We start from the raw sequence: 18,429 nt of genomic DNA on the forward strand, positions 1-18,429 counted from the left end.
CCTCCGCTTTCCCTTCTCCCCCCCCCCCCCCCTCACCCCCCTCCCCCCCCCCCCCCCCCCCCCCCCCCCTCCCCCGGCGTACCGGTGGACGGCGGTGGGCTACTCCACCGTGACGCTCTTCGCCAGGTTGCGCGGCTTGTCCACGTCGCGCCCGAGGGCGACGGCGGCGTGGTAGGCCAGCAGCTGCAGCGGGATGTTGAGGAGCAGCGGGTCCAACTCCGGCTCGCTCTTGGGCACCAGGATGCAGTGGTCGGCGAGCTTCTCCTCGGGGCGGCGGTGGGCGACGGCGACGACGCGGCCGTGCCGGGCCTTGATCTCACCGAGCGTGGTGAGGTTCTTGTCGAGCAGTTCGTCGTCCGGGACCAGCGCCACGGTGGGCAGTTCGGGGCTGATCAGGGCCAGCGGGCCGTGCTTGAGCTCGCTCGCCGGGTAGGCCTCGGCGTGGACGTAGGAGATCTCCTTGAGCTTCTGCGCGCCCTCGCGGGCGACCGGGTAGCCGCGGACCCGGCCGATGAACATCATGCCGCTGGAGTCGGCGTACTGGGCGGCCAGTTCGGCGATGGCGTCGCTCTGGGTGAGGATCTCGCGGATCTGGTCCGGCAGGGCCTGGAGGGCCGAGACGATCCGGCGGCCGTCGGCGGGCGAGAGGTCGTGGATGCGGCCGAAGTGCAGGGCGAGCAGGGCGAAGGCGACCACGGTGGAGGTGAACGCCTTGGTGGAGGCGACGGAGACCTCGGGGCCGGCGTGCAGGTAGATGCCGCCGTCGCACTCGCGGGCGATGGCACTGCCCACGGTGTTGACGACGCCGAGCACCCGGCCGCCCTTGCGCTTGATCTCCTGGACGGCGGCGAGCGTGTCGTAGGTCTCGCCGGACTGGCTGACCGCGACGTACAGGGTGTCCGCCTCGATCACCGGGTTGCGGTAGCGGAACTCCGAGGCCGGCTCGCTGTGCGCGGGGATCCGGGACAGCTCCTCGATCAGCTGGGCGCCCATCTCGCCCGCATAGTAGGCGGATCCGCAGCCGAGGATCTTCACCCGGCGGATCTCGCGCAGCTCCCTGGCGTCGAGGTTGAGGCCGCCGAGGTGGGCGGTGCTGAAGCGCTCGTCGAGCCGGCCGCTGAGGGTGCGCTCCACGGAGGTGGGCTGCTCGTTGATCTCCTTGAGCAGGAAGTGCTCGTAGCCGCCGGTGTCGTAGGAGTCGATCTCCCAGTCCACGGTGGACGGCTGGCGGTGGGTGGTGCGGGCGTCGGCGGTGAAGGTGCGGAAGCCGTCGGCCCGGACGGTGGCCAGCTCGCCGTCCTCCAGGTGCACGACCTGGCGGGTGTAGCGGACCAGGGCGGAGACGTCGGAGGCGACGAACATCTCCTTCTCGCCGATGCCCAGCACGATCGGGCTGCCGTTGCGGGCGACCACGATGCGGTCCGGCTGGCCGGCGTCCAGCACGGCGATGCCGTAGGTGCCGACGACCTTGCCGAGTGCCGCACGGACGGCGTCCTCCAGCTCGACGCCCTCGGTGGCGTGGGCGGCGATCAGGTGGGCGAGCACCTCGGTGTCGGTCTCGGAGCGGAACCCGGCGCCGTCGGCGGTCAGCTTGGCGCGCAGCTCGTCGGCGTTCTCGATGATGCCGTTGTGGACGACGGCGATCCGCTCGGCGTCGTCCAGGTGCGGGTGGGCGTTGGCGTCGCTGGGGACGCCGTGGGTGGCCCAGCGGGTGTGGCCGATGCCGGTGGTGCCCTTGAACCGGGCTGGCACGGCGGCCGCGAGGTCGGCGACCCGGCCCTTGACCTTGCGGAGCTTGATCCCGCCGGTGCGTCCGGTGACGGCGACGCCGGCGGAGTCGTAGCCCCGGTACTCGAGCCGCGCCAGCCCCTCCAGCAGGAAGGGGGTCGCGTCCTTGGGGCCGATGTAGGCCACGATTCCGCACATGCGGGGGCTCCTCTTGGGAAGGTCGGGGCTCGGGGGGCCTGGTCTGCGCAGGCCCGTCCCGGAGGGGTCGGGAACGGCCGGGCGGCCCGGGCCGGGCGGAGACGGTACGGCGCTCAGCCGTAGACGATCCGCCGCAGCTGGCGGGCCGACAGTTCCGGTGCCGTGACGCGGCGGGCGGGCAGCTCCTCGGCGAGCCGGGCGAAGATCCGTTCGTTGGTCAGGCCGCGTGCCTGGAGCTCGCCGTGGCGGCGGCGGACGTACTCCTCGGTGCTCTCGGAGAAGTAGGCCAGGACCTCCGCCACGACCCGCGCCGCTTCCCGGGGCCCGAGCGGGCTGGTCCGGGTGAGGTGGGCGAGGAGGTCCTCGTGAGGGTGGGGTGAGCTCGGCACGAATGAGGACTCTAGGTCGCGCCGCCCGTCGAAGCCAAAGATCTTGCCCGAATTCGGGCAGACTTTGCAACTTTCGGCTCAGTCAACCGGTCCGACGGTGCGACGGCCGACGCGCAGCCGCTGCACCCTCCGGGTGATCACCGGGAACCGGTCCGGCCCGCGCGGGCGTCGGACGATGCGGTAGCGTCGCCGACACCTCCCGAATGGCGGGCGAAAACGCGGAATCCCGCCCCCGTGCCGTCAGGATGGGAGCGAACCGTTCACCTCGATCCGCCGGGGGATCCCGTCATGCAGCCGCGAGTATTCGCGATTCTCACCGCCGTGCTCCTGGGCGTCCTGGGCCTCGGCTCGGTGGCCGTCACCGACTGGTCGCCCGCGGCGGCCACCGCGGCCCCGGCCGCCACCACGAGCGCCCCCGGCGCGCAGCCGGCCGCGGCGGGCGCCGCGAGCGCCACCCCGACCGGCGACCCGGCGGTGTGGACCCGCTCGACGCTGCGCAACAAGATGATGGCCGAGATGGAGGCCGCCGACCCCGGCGTCGCCCTCGCCGACCTCGACAAGATCACCAAGGAGAAGCCGTACACGGTGCGCTTCTGCCACCCGATCGCGCACGAGCTCGGCCACGCGGCGGTCAAGCGCTACAACGCCGACTTCCAGAAGGTCATCTCCTTCCCGCACGAGACCTGCGCGGCCGGCTACCTGCACGGCGCGGTCGAGGAGATGCTGAACGCCTCCACCCAGCCCGAGGTGGACCTGCTCAAGCTCTGCGCCCCCACGAACACCGGACCCTGCATCCACGGCGTCGGCCACGGCACGATGTTCGTCGCCAAGCAGGACGTCGCCAAGGCCCGCGACCTGTGCAACAAGTTCACCACCGACCAGAACCGGATCCGCTGCTCCGAGGGCCTGTTCATGCAGCTCTTCGGCCCGGACGAGGAGGACGAGCAGGCCAAGGCCAACCTGCCCGCCGACAAGCTCGCCCAGGACCCGCTGTACCCGTGCAAGGACCAGCCGGCCCTGTTCCAGTCCGCCTGCTTCTTCTACGCCCCGACCTTCTACCTGTCCTCGCACGACTACCCGAACCACCCCGAGGTCTACGCCGAGGCCCTCAAGTGGTGCCTCAACGGCAAGGCCGCCGGCGGCGCGGTGGACTGCAGCCGGGGCGTCGGCTCGCGCACCATGAAGTACAACCTGGACCGCGAGGACTGGGCCGCCCAGCAGTGCGCCACCGCCGCCGACGGCTGGCAGCGCAAGGCCTGCACGGAGGGGCTGGTCAGCTACTACACGGTCAACTACACCGACGGCGGCGCGGCCGGCCGGCTCTGCGCGAAGATCACCGACAAGGAGATGCAGGGCTACTGCCGCTCCGCCGGCGGACTGTCCGGCTCACTGGACTGATCACCCGGTCTCAGCATCGGGGCCCGCGCCGCACGGCGCGGGCCCTTTGCGTAGGATCACCCGATCATCGCCTGATCAGGGTGCGCCGAGGAAGCCGCGCCTGGCCCAGTCCCACCCCGGCCTCCCTGGAGCACGCCATGACCACCGAGGACTTCCGCAGCGCCGCCCACACCGCCGCCGACCTGGTCTCCGACTACCTCGCCGAGTTGCCCGCCCGGCCGGTCTGGCAGCCGATGGACGAAGCCGCCCGGCGGGCCCTGCTGGACGCCCCCCTCCCCACCGAGGGCCGGCCGCTCGCCGCGCTGCTGGACGCCATCGGGCGGGACGTCCTCCCGTACCCCATGGGCAACGGCCATCCTCGCTTCTTCGGCTGGGTCAACTCCGCCCCCGCCCCCGCCGGGGTGCTCGCAGGCCTCGCCGCCTCCGCGATGAACCCCAGCACGGCCGGTGGCGACCACGCCGACGTGCACCTGGAACGCGCCGTGGTCCGCTGGATCGCCGAACTCGTCGGCTTCCCCCACCCGGCCGGCGGCGGCCTGCTCACCTCCGGCACCTCGATGGCGACCATCGTCTGCCTCGCCGCCGCCCGCAACCGCGCCGCCCGGCAGGCCGGCCGCAACCTCCGCGAGGACGGCCTGACGGGGATGCCCCCGCTGGTCGGCTACGTCACCGCCGAGACCCACTCCTGCGTCCGCAAGGCCGCCGAACTCCTCGGCCTCGGCAGCCGGCACCTGCGCACCGTCGCCACCGGCCCCGACGGCCGCCTGGACACCGCCGACCTGCGGGCCGCCGTCGAACGGGACCGCGCCGCCGGACTGCTGCCCTTCCTGGTCGTCGCCTCGGCCGGCACCGTCGGCACCGGAGCGGTGGACGCCTTCGACCCGATCGCCGACCTGTGCGAGGAGCAGCGGCTCTGGCTGCACGTGGACGGTGCGTACGGCGCCTTCGGCCGCCTCGACCCCGCCGTCGCCCACCGCTACACCGGCCTGGAGCGCGCCGACTCACTCGCCCTCGACCCGCACAAGTGGCTCGGCGTCCCCGTCGACTGCGGCTGCGCGCTCGTCCGTGACACCGACGAACTGCGCGCCACCTTCAGCCTCGTCCCGTCCTACCTGCGGGACGAGTCGGCCGGCTCACTGGGCTGGTTCTCCGAGTACGGCCCCGAGCAGACCCGCCCGTTCCGCGCCCTCAAGGTCTGGGCCACCATCGCCCACCGGGGCCGCGCCGGCCTCGCCCGGGACATCGCCCACTGCACCGCGCTCGCCCGGCGGCTCGGCGAACTCGTCGAGGCCGACTGGGAGTTGGAGCTGCTCGCCGAGGTGCAGACCTCCATCGTCGCGTTCCGCCACCGCGCCCCGGGCCTGGACGCCGCCGCCCGCGACGCCCTCAACCGCGAGCTCGCGCCCGCCGTCCAGCGGCGCGGCCGGGTCTTCGTCACCGGCGCCCGGCTCGGCGACCACGAGATGCTGCGCGCCTGCCTGCTCAACGCCGCCACGACGGAGGACGACCTCCACCTCCTCCTCGCCGAGGTGAGGGCCGCCGCCCGCGAGCTGATGCCGTAACACCCCCGGGCGGACCTTAACCACCAGGTCACGGCGGGGTCGTGGTCACGAAACACCGGCCGGGCACGCTGAAGGGCATGGATCACACCCAGCCCTCCCTCCGCCGTGCCCACCGCTGGCGCCGCGACACCGTCGAGCTCGCCACCGCCTTCCTCTCCGTCACCGCCGCCGATCTGATCGCGAAGGTCGTCCTCCACGGCTCCGACGGCCCGATCGTCCTCACCACCTCGGCCTTCGCGCTGCTCGCCGCCGCGCTCCTGCACGCCTGGTGGTCCCCGCACGCCCCTCCCCCGACCGTCCTCTGGCGCGTGCGCACCACCCCGCTGGCCCACACCCCCGCCGCCCTCGCCGACCACCGGATCGCCCTGGTCTCGCTCCACCCCGCCACCGACGAGCTCTTCGTCCGCACCCCGCACACCCTCACCCCCGCCGCGCTCAGCACCCTCCTCACCGCCACCGGCCACACCCTCCGGGACGCCCCGACCCGGATCGCCTGACCACCTGGCGCCCGAAGTGAGCAGCGGTCGGCGGCGGGGGCCCGAGGGGGCACCCCGCCGCCGGATCCGCGGGCGCCGGTGTCAGCCGTTGGTCGACGGCTGGACGACGCAGACGGCGTTGCCCAGCAGGGCTCCGAAGCCCCCGAGCAGGGTGCCGGTCACCATCTTGCAGGCGGCGGCCTCCTCCGGGGTCTTGGGGCCGTTGCCGGTGGTGCCGGCGGCCGCGGCGGACTGGGCGAGGGCGATCGGTGCGGCCAGCAGCAGGGCGCAACAGGCCGTGGCCAGTGCGGAGTTCTTGGAGAGCATGGACGAGCCCCTTCGGGTCGAGGTGGATTCGGCGGAAAGCCGAGCCATCCCTATCCGAAGGGGCTCCCCGTGGTCACGGATCATGGGCCATCCGTGAGCGTTTCCGCGTCATGCCCGGCATCGCGATCGCGGTGTCTCGTCCCGGCACCACGTCGCGGCGTCGCCGTCGCCGGTCACTGGTCCGGCCGCCGCACCGCCCGGATCGCGGCGACCAGTTCGTGCACCCCCGGCTCCTTCAGCACTCCGTAGTGGTCCCCTGCCAGCTGGACCACGGTCGGCGGGGCGGCCGAGTAGCCGGTGCTGCCCTCGATGAACGAGTAGTCGTCGCCGGTCGCCTTGAGGATGGTCACCGGGGCGTCCAGCCGCCGTTCGGCGAGCTCGCGGAAGCTGTACTCGAACTCGTAGGTCCGGCCGACGATCCGGGTGACCCGGCGGATCACCTGCTCGCCCAGCTCCGGCAGCAGCCGGTGGACGAAGGCGACGAAGCCGTCCTCGTCGACGGTCTCGGCCAGGCAGCGTTCCAGTTCCGGCCCGCGGACCGCCCCGGCGAACACCGAGAAGAGGATGGTCAGGTAGGCCGGGTCGGCGTAGGAGGACGCCCGGCCGCACGGCCGCCCGGCGCCCTGGCGGACCTTCGGGTTCCCGGGGCAGATCAGCAGCAGCTCCGCCACCCGCCGGCCGGCCCGCTCCAGCTGCCAGGCGGCCTCGAAGGCGACCCGGGCGCCGAAGGAGTACCCCCATAGGGTGTACGGGCCCTCGGGCTGCACCCGCCGCAGTTCGGCGACGTCGGCGGCGGCCGTCTCCCGGATGGTGGGGTACGGCGTCTCGCCCTCGTTGATGCCGTGCGCCTGGACGCCGTAGAAGGCGCGGCCGTCGCTCGCCTCCCGGCCGAGCAGCCGCAGGTTCATCGGGTAACCGCCCAGGCCGGGCCAGCAGAAGACCGGGCGCCTGGTGGATCCGCGGTGCAGCGGGACCAGCCGCTGGGCCGGCGCGTCGTCCGCCCGCTGGATGCGGGCCGCCAGGTCGCCCAGCTTCGGGCACTCGAAGACCACCTGCAGCGGCAGGGCGGTCCCGAACTCCCGGTTGATCCGGTGGACCAGCGCCACGGCGATCAGCGAGTTGCCGCCGGCGGCGAAGAACTCCTCCGTCACCGAGACGTCCCGGTCCTCCCGGTAGCCGAGCGCCTCGCTCCACGCCCGCGCGAGCCACCGTTCGTGCGGGGTGCCCGGGGCGACGTACTCGCGGAGCGCCTCGGGCGTGCGCACGGCGTCGGAGGCGGCGAGGGCCCTGAGGTCGACCTTGCCGTTCGCGGTGAGCGGCAGGGCGTCCACCACCAGCACCCGGTTGGGCAGCATGTGGTCGGGCAGCAGAGCGGCCAGTTCGTCCTTGACGATCTCGGCCGGCCCCTTCATGTGGACGGTGTCCTCGCGCATGCCCTCGCTGCGGACCTGCTCCTCGCTCACCCTCCCGCCGAGGAAGAAGTACGACGCGCCGGGCGCGATGCCGACGGCACCGAGGATCTCGTCGATCCGCCGGGAAGCGGGCAGTGGGTGGCCGGACTTGGAGCTGTAGCCAGCGGACATGAGGCCCAGGCCCAGGCCGTTGCGCTGCAGGTGGTGCAGTTCGGTGCCGAGCGCGATGTACTCCAGCCACTCCGGCCGGGCGCGGCTGACGGCCGTGATGCCGAACGCGGCCCGGGCGTACACCGCCTGGTTGATCGCGATCACGTGCCGGGACTCCACCACCTCGGCCGACACGGGCGTCAACCGGCCCGCCTCGTACCGGTAGAGGCCGCCCGGCAGGCCGTCCACCCGGTCCCGGTGGGCCTGGACGTACAGCTCGGTGCGCTCCTCGGCGGGCCGGCCGCTGTTGCGGACGACGGAGAAGCTGCCCAGGTAGTGGTCCTCCTCGGCGACGTCGAGCCGCGGCTTGACGGCCGGGTCGTGGCCGAGCGGGCGGACGTCCAGCCCGTACTGGGGCAGCACCTCCTCGAGGACGCCGAGCATGTGGCCGGTCTCGAACTCCAGCACCTCACGGATGTTGTTGCGGTACACCGGCTCGATGGCGCCGTGCTTCCCGGAGAAGTGCAGCGTCAGGTACGGCTCCGTCCCAGGGCCCGCCGGGGCCGCCGGTCCCACAGGGGCCGCGTCCCCGATCCGGACCAGGGCGTGCTCGACCGGGTGGTGGTAGTAGAGCCCGGCGGCCAGCCCGTCCAGGCCGCCTGTCTCCAGGTACAGCTGGGTCGCGTACAGCGCGCCGGGCGAGGCGTAGGCGTACTTGGGCAGCAGCCGCTCGTCGCTGTGGAACCGGCCGAACCAGCGCAGGATGCGGCCGAGTTCGGGGAAGCTGAGCAGGCCCAGCTCGCGGCCGAAGGCCCCTGCCGGGCGCGGGGTCAGCAGTGCGGTGAGGTCGTCCCGGGTGACCGGCCCGCCGTCGTAGAAGCGGTAGGTCTTCCGGGCGAAGACCGCCCGGCGCTGGGCCTCGCTCTCCCGCCGGCCGGGCAGTTCGACCCTCGCGCGCCCGGCGAGCCGGGCCGGTTCGCGCACGCCCGGGTCGGACAACTGGGCCTTGACCTGCAGCCGCCCGGCCTTGGACCGGTGGTGGCCGCCCTGGCTGCCCTGGTCCATCAGCGCGGCCTCGCGCGGATCGAGCTCGACACAGGCGACCAGGCTCCGGTGGCCGGTGCGTTCGTCGTCGGAGACGACGGCGGCCGCCCGGCGCACCCAGGTGTGCTCCTCGATCGCGCGGGCGATCTCGTCCAGCTCGATCCGGTGGCCGCGCAGTTTGACCTGGTGGTCGGCCCGGCCGACGAACTGGAGGGTGCCGTCCGGGTTCCAGTGCGTGAGGTCGCCGGTGCGGTACAGCCGCTCGGCCGGGGCGAACGGGGAGGGGACGAACCGCTCGGCGGTCAGCTCGGGCCGGTGCAGGTAGCCGCGCGCCAGCTGGACTCCGCCGATGTACAGCTCGCCGACCTCACCAAGGGCGACCGGGGCCAGCCGCCCGTCCAGGACGTAGCACTGGGTGTTGTCGACCGGCCGGCCGATCGGCACCGAGCCGGCACCGTCCGCCGGCGCCGCCGGGTCGACCAGGTGGGCGGTGGCGTTGATCGTGCATTCGGTCGGGCCGTACAGATTGACCAGCGAGGCCCCGGGCAGGGCCGCGCCGAGATCGCGGGCCAGCCGGCGGGAGAGCGCCTCGCCACCGGAGAACAGCATGCTCAGGCCGGTGCAGTCGGTGAAGCCCTCGGTGTCCAGCAGCGCCCGCAGCAGGGTGGGGACGCACTGCAGCGCGGTCAGGCCGTACCGGCGGACGGCCGCGACCAGCGCCTCCGGGTCCCGGTACAGGCCGGGCGTGCCGGCCACCACCCGGGCGCCGACGGCCGGGGCGAGGATCTCCCACTGGGCGGCGTCGAAGCTCATCGGCGTCTTCTGCAGCACCGTGACCGCGGGATCGAGGTACCCCTCGTTGCGCATCCAGCGCAGCTGGGAGACCACCGCGCGGTGCTCGATCTGCACGCCCTTCGGGCGGCCGGTGCTGCCCGAGGTTTAGATGACGTAGGCCAGCGACTCCGGCTTCGGCCCCCCGTCGCGCTCACCGGCCCGGTTGCGTTCACCACGTTCACCGTCCTCGTCACGCTCGTCACGCTCGTCACGCACGGACACCGCCGGCCCGTCCTCGAAGGTGACGACCTCGGTGCCGGACGGGGCCAGCGCGGCCAGCCGGTCGCGCAGGTGCCGCTGGGTGAGGACGATCCGGGTGCCGCTGTCCTCGATCATGAAGCGGAGCCGGTCCTCGGGGTACTCGGGCGACAACGGCAGGTAGCCCGCCCCGGCGTACAGCACGCCCCAGACCCCGACCACCAGGTCCACGGAGGGGTCGACGTACAGGCCGACAGAGCCGTCCGCCCCGGCGCCGAGCGCGCGCAGCGTCACGGCCAGCCGACGGGCCCGCGCGGACAGCTCGCGGAAGGAGAGTTCACGGACGGGGAGTTCGCGCGGGGAATGCCCGCGCAAGGAGGGGCCGCGCCCGTGGCCCACCACGGCGGTGGCGGCGGGGCGGCTGCGCGCCTGCCGGTCGAGCAGGTCCGTGAGGGCGGTGCCGCTCGGGGCCCGGCGGGCGTGCGGGACGGTGACGGAGGCGGACTGGGTCAGCTGGGTGTGGCGCATGGGAGGAGCCTTCGGTGCGTGGTCGGACGGATCCCGGCGGCCTGTTCATCAGGAGCACCGGGCACGGACTCCACCGTCGGCCGTCCGTCGTCCCGGTCGCATGAGGCACCGGTCTGGACCTCTTTCGGGCTTGTCCCGGTCGCCGGGCCGCCCCTGACCCGCCGCATTCGTGCGTTCACGATCACGTAACCGGCCGGAAGCGCGCCCTCGATAGCGTCGGCCCCATGACGGCATCACGCACTCGCCCCGAACGGCTCTGGCACCGGCCCTTCCGCAGGTGCGCGGCGCCCGACGGCCAAGCCCCCCGACCGCCCGCGCCCGGCGGCGGGCCGCACCGGTCGGCCCGCCCGCACCCGACGCCGCCCCGCCCGGACGCCCGCGGCCCGGAGACGGTGTCCCGGCTGTCCCTGCCGGACGGGACGGAGCTGCTGCTGCGCCCCGCCGGACCGGCCGACAAGCCGGCGGCGCTCGCGATGCACGGCCGCTGCTCCCCCGCCGCCCTGCGGCTGCGCTACCACGGCCCGGTCCGCGACGCCGACCGCTACCTCAACCACCTGCTGGACGCCCGGCACGGCCGCAGCCTGGCCGTGAGCGCCCCCGACGGCCGGCTGCTCGCCCTGGGGCACCTGATGTGGGACGACGGCGAGGCGGAGCTCGCCGTCCTGGTCGAGGACGCCTGGCAGCGCCGCGGGCTGGGCGTGGCCCTGCTGCGGCGGCTCACCGCACTCGCCCGGGCGGCCGGGATCGGGACGGTGTACGCGGTGACCCACGCCGCCAACGCCGGGCTGATCGCCGCGATGCGCCGACTGCCGGCGCCGCTGGACTTCCGCGCCGAGGACGGCACCCTGGTGATCACCGCCACCCTGGCCGCCGGAACCGCCCCCGCGCCCGCCCTCGCGCCGGGCCGCTGATCATTTCTTCACCACATCCTTACCGAACGTCCCGGGAACCCGGTGACCGCCGTGGAGCGTCTCCGGGGAAACGAGGCGCCGCTCCGTACACCGCCCATGTTGACGGCGCGTCAGGCAGCCGCGCGGCCGCGTCGCGCCAGGCGGCGCGGGGTCCGGATCGTCCGGTCGGGCGACGGAGTCGGTAGGCTGACCCCGTCCCCGCCGCCCGACGGCCCGTTATCCGGCCACGGGCGGTGCCGCAGCAAGGAGGAACCACTGAGCATGGCAGGCACCGAATCGGAGCCCACAGGCGCACGCGACGCCTCGCTGCCGGCCCGCGCCAAGATCGCGGTCACGGCCGGCCGGGTCGCCGCCGCCGTGTCGCGCAAGGCCGGACGCGGAAGCGGCTCGGTGATCGGCGGCAAGGTCGCCCTCAGGCTCGACCCCGATCTGCTCGCCACCCTCGCCGACCACCTCGACGTCATCCTGGTCAGCGCGACGAACGGCAAGACCACCACCACCCGCCTGATCGCCGAGGCGCTGCGCGCCGCCGGCCCGGTGGTCTCCAACGCCCTGGGCGCCAACATGCCGGCCGGCATCACCTCCGCCCTGGCCGGCGGCAGCGACGCCCGCTTCGGCGTCATCGAGGTCGACGAGAAGTACCTGGCGACGGTCGCCCGCGACACCCGCCCCAAGGCGATCGCCCTGCTCAACCTCTCCCGCGACCAGCTCGACCGCGCCGCCGAGACCCGCATGATGGCGGAGAAGTGGCGCGAGGGCCTCCAGGACACCGAGGCCGTCGTCATCGCCAACGCCGACGACCCGCTGGTGACCTGGGCCGCCTCCTCCTGCAAGAAGGTGGTCTGGGTGGCCGCCGGACAGGCCTGGAAGGAGGACGCCTGGTCCTGCCCCGCGTGCGGCGGTGTGATGCAGCGCCCCGGCGACGACTGGTTCTGCCAGGACTGCGGCTTCCGGCGCCCCAACCCGCACTGGGCGCTCCAGGGCACCCACGTGATCGACCCGCAGCGCGGCGCCTGGCCGATCCAGCTGCAGCTGCCCGGCCGCGCCAACCTGGCCAACGCCACCAGCTCGGCCGCCGTCGCCGCCGTGTTCGGCGTCGCCCCCCAGGTGGCGCTGGAGCGGATGCGTTCGGTGACCGCCGTGGCCGGCCGCTACGACGTGGTCCAGTACCAGGGCCGGGACATAAGGCTGCTGCTGGCCAAGAACCCGGCCGGCTGGCTGGAGACCTTCTCGCTGATCGACGGCCCGCCGGCCCCGGTGATCCTCTCCGTCAACGCCCTCGACGCCGACGGCACCGACACCTCCTGGCTGTGGGACGTCGACTACGAGCGCCTGTCCGGCCACCCGATCTTCGTGATGGGCCAGCGCAAGCTGGACCTGGCCGTCCGCCTGGAGGTCGCCGGGCTGCAGTTCCACGTGGTGGACACCCTGGAGCAGGCCGTCCGGATGGCCCCGCCCGGCCGGATCGAGGCCATCGCCAACTACACCGCCTTCCAGCAGCTGCGGAAGGTCGTGGCCGGCTGATGCCGCGCCCGCACACCAGTCTTTTCGTGACGGAAGGCCTTCGAGGATGAGTGAGAGCAGCCTGCGCGTGGTCTGGGTCTACCCGGACCTGCTCAGCACCTACGGCGACCGGGGCAACGCCCTGGTCGTGGAGCGCCGGGCCCGCCAGCGCCATCTCAACGTGACCCGGATCGACGTCCGCTCCGACCAGGCGATCCCCACCAGCGGGGACATCTACCTGATCGGCGGTGGCGAGGACCGCCCCCAGCGGCTGGCCGCCGAGCGACTGCGCGCCGACAGCGGCCTGGTGCGGGCCGCCGAGAACGGCGCGATCATCTTCGGCGTCTGCGCCGGCTTCCAGATCATGGGCCGCGAGTTCGTCAACGACCTCGGCGAGCGCGAGCCGGGCCTCGGCCTGCTCGACGTCTGGACCACGCGCGGCGACGGCGCCCGCTGCGTCGGCGACGTGCTGGCCGACGTGGACCCGCGGCTCGGCCTGCCGCCGCTGACCGGGTTCGAGAACCACCAGGGCGTCACCCAGCTCGGCCAGGGCGTCCAGCCGTTCGCGACCGTCACCGTCGGCCGGGGCAACGGCACCGGTGACGGCACCGAGGGCGCCTGGCGGGACACCGTCTTCGGCACCTACCTGCACGGCCCGGTGCTGGCGCGCAACCCGGCCGTGGCCGACATGCTGATCAAGCTGGCGCTGGACGTCAACGCCCTGCCGCCGGCCGACACCACCTGGTACGACGCGCTGCGCGCCGAGCGCATCGCCGCCACGACGCGCCCCGCCTAGGGCGTGTCTGACAATTCCCGCCCGGCGTCGCGCGCCCGGCGGGAATCGTCAGACACGCCCGAGTACGCCCGTACGCCCCGCCCGGGTGCCCGCCATGCGGTCACCCGGCCCGCGGGCGGACCCGGACGTACGACAATGGGGCTGCCGGCTGCACACCCTCCTCGGCAGCAGGCTGCAATTCCGCGCGGGGGCGCCGAAGGCGCCGCTCCCGCGTCGGCTCCTGCCCGGCCGGACCAGGGGCCGTATGCTCGACTTCACGGCCGTTTTCGGACGTTCTGTCCGGATCGGCCGGTCCAACACCTCGCGGCCACCTTCCCGCCACTCCGGCGTGGGAGCGCCTCGGTACGGTGTCGGCTCGTCGCCCAGCCTGTAGTCCGGCCGTTCCTCGGTTCTGCTCGGGAGTTGCAAAGCTAATGCGTATCGGAGTGCTGACCAGCGGCGGTGACTGCCCCGGCCTGAACGCGGTGATCCGTTCCGTGGTCCACCGGGGGGTGGTCGACCACGGCGACGAGATCATCGGGTTCGAGGACGGCTGGCGCGGGTTCCTGGAGGGCCACCACCGCCCCCTGACCCTGGACTCGGTGAGCGGCATCCTGGCCCAGGGCGGCACCATCCTCGGTTCCTCCCGGGTGCAGCCGAGCCACCTGCGCGACGGTGTCGAGCGGGCCAAGCGGTACTGCTCCGACCTGGGCCTGGACGCGGTGATCCCGATCGGCGGCGAGGGCACCCTGAAGGCCGCCAAGCTGATGAGCGACGCGGGCCTGCCGATCGTCGGCGTGCCGAAGACCATCGACAACGACATCGCCGCCACCGACGTGACCTTCGGCTTCGACACCGCCGTCTCGGTCGCCACCGAGGCCCTGGACCGGCTGAAGACCACCGCCGAGTCCCACCAGCGGGTCATGGTCGTCGAGGTCATGGGCCGGCACACCGGCTGGATCGCGCTGAACGCGGGCATGGCGGCCGGCGCGCACGCCATCGTCGTCCCGGAGCGCCCGTTCCACATCGAGAAGCTCACCGCCGTCGTCCGCGAACGCTTCGACCGCCAGAAGAAGTTCGCCATCGTGGTCTGCGCCGAGGGCGCCAAGCCCGAGCCCGGCACCATGCACTGGGAGGAGGGCACCAAGGACATCTACGGCCACGAGCGCTTCACCGGCATCGCCACCCAGCTCTCCCGCGAGCTGGAGCACCGCCTCGGCAAGGAGGCGCGGCCGGTGATCCTCGGCCACACCCAGCGCGGCGGCACCCCGACCGCCTACGACCGGGTGCTCGCCACCCGCTTCGGCTGGCATGCCGTGGAGGCCGTGCACAAGGGTGCCTTCGGGCACATCACCGCGCTGCAGGGCACCGACATCAACTTGGTGCCGCTGGCCGAGGCGGTCGCCGAGCTGAAGACCGTCCCCCAGGAGCGCTACGTGGAGGCCGAGACGGTCATCTGACCGTCCGCCCACCGCACTTGGGCCCCCGGACCGCCCCGCCGGTCCGGGGGCCCGCACGCGCCCGCGAGGCGTGGCGTCGGCCCGGCCGGGACGACGGGCTCACCGACCGCGTCACCGACCGTTCGCCGGCCGCGTCACCGACCGTTTCACCGACCGTTTCACCGACCGGCCAGGATCCGGCGCAGCCAGCGGGTCCGGGCGTCGCGGGCGTCGCGGCTGAGGGCCGCGCCGGGCGCGAAGGTGTCGAAGCCGTGGAAGGCACCGGGCCAGACGTGCAGTTCGGCGTCGCCGCCCGCCCGCCAGACGGCGTCGGCGTAGGCGACGGCCTCGTCGCGGAAGGTCTCCGCCGATCCGACCTCGATGTAGGCCGGGGGCAGGTCCGTCAGGTCGGTGGCCCGTGCGGGGGCCGCGTACGGCGCCAGGTCCGGGGCTCCGCACCGGTCGCCGAGCAGGGCCCGCCAGGCGGTCGCGTTGGAGGTGCGGTCCCAGGTGTCGTGGCCGGCCAGCTGGTGGGCGGAGAAGGTGTCGTTGCGGTCGTCGAGCATCGGGCTCAGCAGCAGTTGTCCGATCGGCGCCGGCCCGCCGCGGTCGCGGGTCAACAGCGCGAGGGCCGCGGCGAGTCCGCCGCCCGCGCTCTTGCCGCCGACGATCGCGCGTCCGGCGTCCACGCCCAGCCGGTCGGCGTGCTCGGCCACCCACAGCAGCCCCGCGAAGCAGTCCTCCACCGCCGCCGGGTAGGGGGCGCCCGGGGCGAGCCGGTACTCGACGGAGACGACGGCCAGCCGCAAGGGCTCGGCCGTCTCCCGCAGCAGCCGGGGCAGTACGGACCACGCGTTGCCGGTGACCATCCCGCCGCCGTGCAGGTAGTAGAGGACGGGCAGGGGCCCCCGGACCCCGGCGGGCCGCCCGGTGACCAGCCGCACCGGCGGCGTCCGCCCGGTGGCCGGTGCCAGCAGTTCCTGCACCTCGAAGCGGCCGTCGTCCCGCAGTTCCTCGACTGCGGGCCGGGGGCGCGTGCGGGCGTCCCGCTCCTGCCAGGCCGCGAGGTCCTCCGGGGTGAGGGGCGCCCTGGTCCGGTCGGGCAGGGCCGCGAGCGCGGCTGCCAACTCCCGGTCCACCGGCGGCGGTGCCGCGCCCGCGCCCGTGCCGGCTCCGGCCCCACCACGCATGACGTCTCCCCACGCCGTGGGGTGCCCGGCGGCACCCCGACCGGTCACAGCTTGCCAGCCGGGGTCGAGGACGGGCGTGCTCGCCCCTGCTCGCGGGCCCCGGTGCCTCGCGCACGCGCCGCCGCGCGGTTCACCCGGTGGGGAGGTCCTCGCCGGCGCCGGGCGGGGTGGGCGGGAGGACGCGGGCGATGAGCAGGGCGACGTCGTCCTGGGTGTCGGGTCGCCGTAGCGCGGTGAGCAGGAGGTCGCAGGTGTCCTCCAGCGGTCGGCGCGGGCCGGCGACGAGGTCGACGAGCGTCTGCAGGCGCTGGTCGATGTCCTGGTCGCGGACCTCGATCAGGCCGTCGGTGTAGAGGATGAGGTCGTCGCCGGGGCGCAGGTCGAGGTCGTGGCCGGGGAAGGGCAGGCCGCCGACGCCCAGCGGTGGGCCGGGTTCCAGCGGGACGGCGCGCGGGTTGTGGCCGGGGCGGGCGAGCACGGGCGGGGGGTGTCCGGCACCGGCGAGGCGGCAGTGGTGTGCGGCGGGGTCGTAGAGGGCGATCAGGCAGGTGGCCATGGTGTCGCCGAGGTCGTGGGCGGTCTCGTCGAGGTGGGTGAGGAGTGCGGCCGGGTCGGGGTCGAGACGGGCCAGGGCGCGGGTGGCGGTGCGCAACTGGCCCATGGTGGCGGCGGCGTTGATGCCGGAGCCCATGACGTCCCCGACGACGAGGGCGGTGCGGCCGTCCGGGAGGGGGATGACGTCGAACCAGTCTCCGCCGGTCTCGTCGGCGGCGCCGGCGGGCTGGTAGCGGTGGGCGATGGCGAGTCCGGGTGCCTGTGGCGAGTGCTGGGGCGGCAGGAGGTGGCGCTGCAGGGCGAGGGTGGCCCGGCGCTGGTGCTGGTACCAGCGGGCGTTGTCGATGGCGATGGCGGCGCGGGCGGCGAGTTCGGTGGCGAGCAGGAGGTCGTCGCGGTCGAACGGGGCGGGGTTGCGGGTGCGTTTGAGGTCGAGGACGCCGAGGACGTGGCCCCGGGCGATGAGCGGCACCGCGAGGTAGGAGTGGACGCCGGCGTCCTGGAGGAGGCGGGCGGCGTGGTCGTCGCGGGCGATCCTGGTCATGTCCTCGGGCCGGATGCGGGGGACGAGCACGGGCCGGGCGGCGGCGGCCTGGGTGGCGAGTCTCTGGGGGTGGTAGTGGGTGACCTCCCCGACGGGGTCGGCGGCCTGGGCGGCGGGGGTCGGGTGGGCGGTCTTGAGCGCCATGGCCCGGAACCGCGCGGGCCCGCCGTTCCCGCTCCTCCCCGCGGCGTCGGGCAGGACGGAGTCCAGCAGGTCGATCGCGGCGATGTCGGCGACCTCCGGGACGGTCACGTCCGCGAGTTCGCGGGCGGTGGTCGCGAGGTCGAGGGTCGTGCCGACGCGGATGGAGGCGTCGGCGATCAGGGCCAGGCGCCGGCGGGCGCGGGCGGCGGCCAGGGCCTGCTGGTGCTGTTCGGTGACGTCGACGACCGAGATCGCCAGCCCGATCACCCGGTGGGCCTGGTCCTCCAGCCGGTAGAACGAGGAGGTCCAGGCGTGCTCGCGGTCGTCGTCGTGCGGTACCCGGCCGGTGGTGAACTCCTCCAGCACCGGTTGCCCGGTGGCCAGGACCTGCCGCATCCGGCCCTCGATCGCGGCGACGTCGAGGTGGGGCAGCACGTCGTGGGGCGTGCGGCCCAGGTGCTCGGCCGCCGGTAGCCCGTTGATCCGTTCCAGGGTCCGGTTGACCAGCACGTACCGCAGGCCGGAGTCGAGGACGGCCAGTCCGATCGGCGCCTGCTCGACCAGGCGCGCGGACAGGGCCAGGTCGCGTTCCACCCGGCGCAGCGTCTCGCGGGCCGAGGCGATGCCGAGGGCGTACCAGCTGCCGGAGGAGGCCTGGAGCCGCATGTTGCGGAACTCCGTCAGCACGGTGTGCCCGTCCTTGTGGCGGACGGGGAACGCTCCGGCCCAGGTGCCCTCGCCGGCCATGACCCGGGCGAACGCCTCCAGTACCGGCTGGCGCCGATCGGGGTCGGTGAGCAGGTCGGCCGCGTAGCGGCCGAGGGCCTCCTCGCAGGAGTAGCCGAAGAGCTCCTCGGCCGGGGGGCTCCACAGTACGATCCGGCCTTCCTCGTCGAGCACGACGGCCGCGACGCCGAGGACGTCCAGCAGACCGCTCGCGGCCAGGGTGACGTCCGAAGGTCCCAGTCGGTGCGGCACCGGCACCACCTCCTCGCCTGCGCGGCGACGCCTGCGCGTCGCCGCACCTCCATCGTCTGCCCACCGGCGGAACTCGCACGCGCCGAGCCCGACGGCCGTACGGCATGGGTCCGCCCGGTGACCGGCGCGCTGGGGCGCCGAGGCGC

Annotated in this window: 12 protein-coding genes and 1 pseudogene; 7 read left to right on the plus strand and 6 right to left on the minus strand. The window is 74.0% G+C overall.

What is annotated here, in order from left to right; genetic code table 11:
- Nucleotides 1-99 precede the first annotated feature (99 nt).
- Together glmS and ACZ4WV_RS15925 are read right to left on the minus strand one after the other, a co-directional pair.
- A complete protein-coding gene (gene glmS, locus ACZ4WV_RS15920) occupies nucleotides 100-1,926 on the minus strand; it encodes a glutamine--fructose-6-phosphate transaminase (isomerizing) (protein ID WP_465746914.1) in 1,827 nt (608 codons plus the stop codon).
- Nucleotides 1,927-2,039: 113 nt separating this feature from the next.
- A complete protein-coding gene (locus tag ACZ4WV_RS15925; RefSeq protein ID WP_465746916.1) occupies nucleotides 2,040-2,315 on the minus strand; it encodes a hypothetical protein in 276 nt (91 codons plus the stop codon).
- Nucleotides 2,316-2,603: 288 nt separating this feature from the next.
- Between ACZ4WV_RS15925 and ACZ4WV_RS15930 the strand changes: the two genes are divergently transcribed.
- From ACZ4WV_RS15930 to ACZ4WV_RS15940, 3 genes are all read left to right on the plus strand, one after another.
- A complete protein-coding gene (locus ACZ4WV_RS15930) occupies nucleotides 2,604-3,713 on the plus strand; it encodes a hypothetical protein (RefSeq protein WP_465746918.1) in 1,110 nt (369 codons plus the stop codon).
- A gap of 137 nt (nucleotides 3,714-3,850) precedes the next feature.
- Nucleotides 3,851-5,275, plus strand: coding sequence for a pyridoxal phosphate-dependent decarboxylase family protein (locus tag ACZ4WV_RS15935; RefSeq protein ID WP_465746920.1), 1,425 nt, complete (start codon nucleotides 3,851-3,853; stop codon nucleotides 5,273-5,275).
- Nucleotides 5,276-5,352: 77 nt separating this feature from the next.
- Nucleotides 5,353-5,772, plus strand: a complete 420-nt coding sequence (locus ACZ4WV_RS15940; RefSeq protein ID WP_465746922.1) for a hypothetical protein — start codon at nucleotides 5,353-5,355, stop codon at nucleotides 5,770-5,772.
- A gap of 81 nt (nucleotides 5,773-5,853) precedes the next feature.
- Here the strand turns inward: ACZ4WV_RS15940 and ACZ4WV_RS15945 are convergent, their stop codons facing one another.
- Both ACZ4WV_RS15945 and ACZ4WV_RS15950 read right to left on the minus strand, forming a co-directional pair.
- Complete coding sequence (locus ACZ4WV_RS15945; protein WP_465746924.1) at nucleotides 5,854-6,078, minus strand: hypothetical protein; 225 nt, start codon at nucleotides 6,076-6,078, stop codon at nucleotides 5,854-5,856.
- A gap of 173 nt (nucleotides 6,079-6,251) precedes the next feature.
- Nucleotides 6,252-10,244: pseudogene (locus ACZ4WV_RS15950) on the minus strand (non-ribosomal peptide synthetase family protein).
- A 224-nt stretch (nucleotides 10,245-10,468) separates the two neighbouring features.
- On the opposite strand from ACZ4WV_RS15950, the gene ACZ4WV_RS15955 reads away from it, so the two are divergent.
- From ACZ4WV_RS15955 to ACZ4WV_RS15970, 4 genes are all read left to right on the plus strand, one after another.
- Entirely contained in the window at nucleotides 10,469-11,155 is a 687-nt protein-coding gene (locus ACZ4WV_RS15955) for a GNAT family N-acetyltransferase (RefSeq protein ID WP_465746926.1), read from the plus strand.
- 261 nt (nucleotides 11,156-11,416) lie between these two features.
- On the plus strand, nucleotides 11,417-12,679 hold the full coding sequence (locus ACZ4WV_RS15960; protein WP_465746928.1) for a MurT ligase domain-containing protein: 1,263 nt from the start codon (nucleotides 11,417-11,419) through the stop codon (nucleotides 12,677-12,679).
- Nucleotides 12,680-12,725: 46 nt separating this feature from the next.
- Nucleotides 12,726-13,454 (plus strand): type 1 glutamine amidotransferase, encoded by a 729-nt coding sequence (locus ACZ4WV_RS15965; RefSeq protein WP_465746930.1) that lies wholly within the window; start codon nucleotides 12,726-12,728, stop codon nucleotides 13,452-13,454.
- Between the two features lie 413 nt (nucleotides 13,455-13,867).
- Nucleotides 13,868-14,893: a 6-phosphofructokinase gene (locus ACZ4WV_RS15970; protein ID WP_350743632.1), complete on the plus strand. Its 1,026-nt coding sequence runs from the start codon at nucleotides 13,868-13,870 to the stop codon at nucleotides 14,891-14,893.
- Nucleotides 14,894-15,051: 158 nt separating this feature from the next.
- On the opposite strand, the gene ACZ4WV_RS15975 is transcribed toward ACZ4WV_RS15970, so the two are convergent.
- Both ACZ4WV_RS15975 and ACZ4WV_RS15980 read right to left on the minus strand, forming a co-directional pair.
- Nucleotides 15,052-16,062, minus strand: a complete 1,011-nt coding sequence (locus ACZ4WV_RS15975; protein WP_465746933.1) for an alpha/beta hydrolase — start codon at nucleotides 16,060-16,062, stop codon at nucleotides 15,052-15,054.
- A 130-nt stretch (nucleotides 16,063-16,192) separates the two neighbouring features.
- On the minus strand, nucleotides 16,193-18,283 hold the full coding sequence (locus ACZ4WV_RS15980) for a SpoIIE family protein phosphatase (RefSeq protein ID WP_465746935.1): 2,091 nt from the start codon (nucleotides 18,281-18,283) through the stop codon (nucleotides 16,193-16,195).
- Nucleotides 18,284-18,429: the final 146 nt, after the last annotated feature.

This window comes from Kitasatospora sp. NPDC029312, from assembly GCF_055569215.1.

Excerpts from the sequence above, each read along its gene's own strand:
- ACZ4WV_RS15960 (WP_465746928.1), top strand. The coding sequence starts at position 11,417 with ATGGCAGGCACCGAATCGGAGCCCACAGGCGCACGCGACGCCTCGCTG.
- glmS (WP_465746914.1), bottom strand. The coding sequence starts at position 1,926 with ATGTGCGGAATCGTGGCCTACATCGGCCCCAAGGACGCGACCCCCTTC.
- ACZ4WV_RS15970 (WP_350743632.1), top strand. The coding sequence starts at position 13,868 with ATGCGTATCGGAGTGCTGACCAGCGGCGGTGACTGCCCCGGCCTGAAC.
- ACZ4WV_RS15975 (WP_465746933.1), bottom strand. The coding sequence starts at position 16,062 with ATGCGTGGTGGGGCCGGAGCCGGCACGGGCGCGGGCGCGGCACCGCCG.
- ACZ4WV_RS15930 (WP_465746918.1), top strand. The coding sequence starts at position 2,604 with ATGCAGCCGCGAGTATTCGCGATTCTCACCGCCGTGCTCCTGGGCGTC.
- ACZ4WV_RS15955 (WP_465746926.1), top strand. The coding sequence starts at position 10,469 with ATGACGGCATCACGCACTCGCCCCGAACGGCTCTGGCACCGGCCCTTC.
- ACZ4WV_RS15945 (WP_465746924.1), bottom strand. The coding sequence starts at position 6,078 with ATGCTCTCCAAGAACTCCGCACTGGCCACGGCCTGTTGCGCCCTGCTG.
- ACZ4WV_RS15965 (WP_465746930.1), top strand. The coding sequence starts at position 12,726 with ATGAGTGAGAGCAGCCTGCGCGTGGTCTGGGTCTACCCGGACCTGCTC.
- ACZ4WV_RS15940 (WP_465746922.1), top strand. The coding sequence starts at position 5,353 with ATGGATCACACCCAGCCCTCCCTCCGCCGTGCCCACCGCTGGCGCCGC.
- ACZ4WV_RS15935 (WP_465746920.1), top strand. The coding sequence starts at position 3,851 with ATGACCACCGAGGACTTCCGCAGCGCCGCCCACACCGCCGCCGACCTG.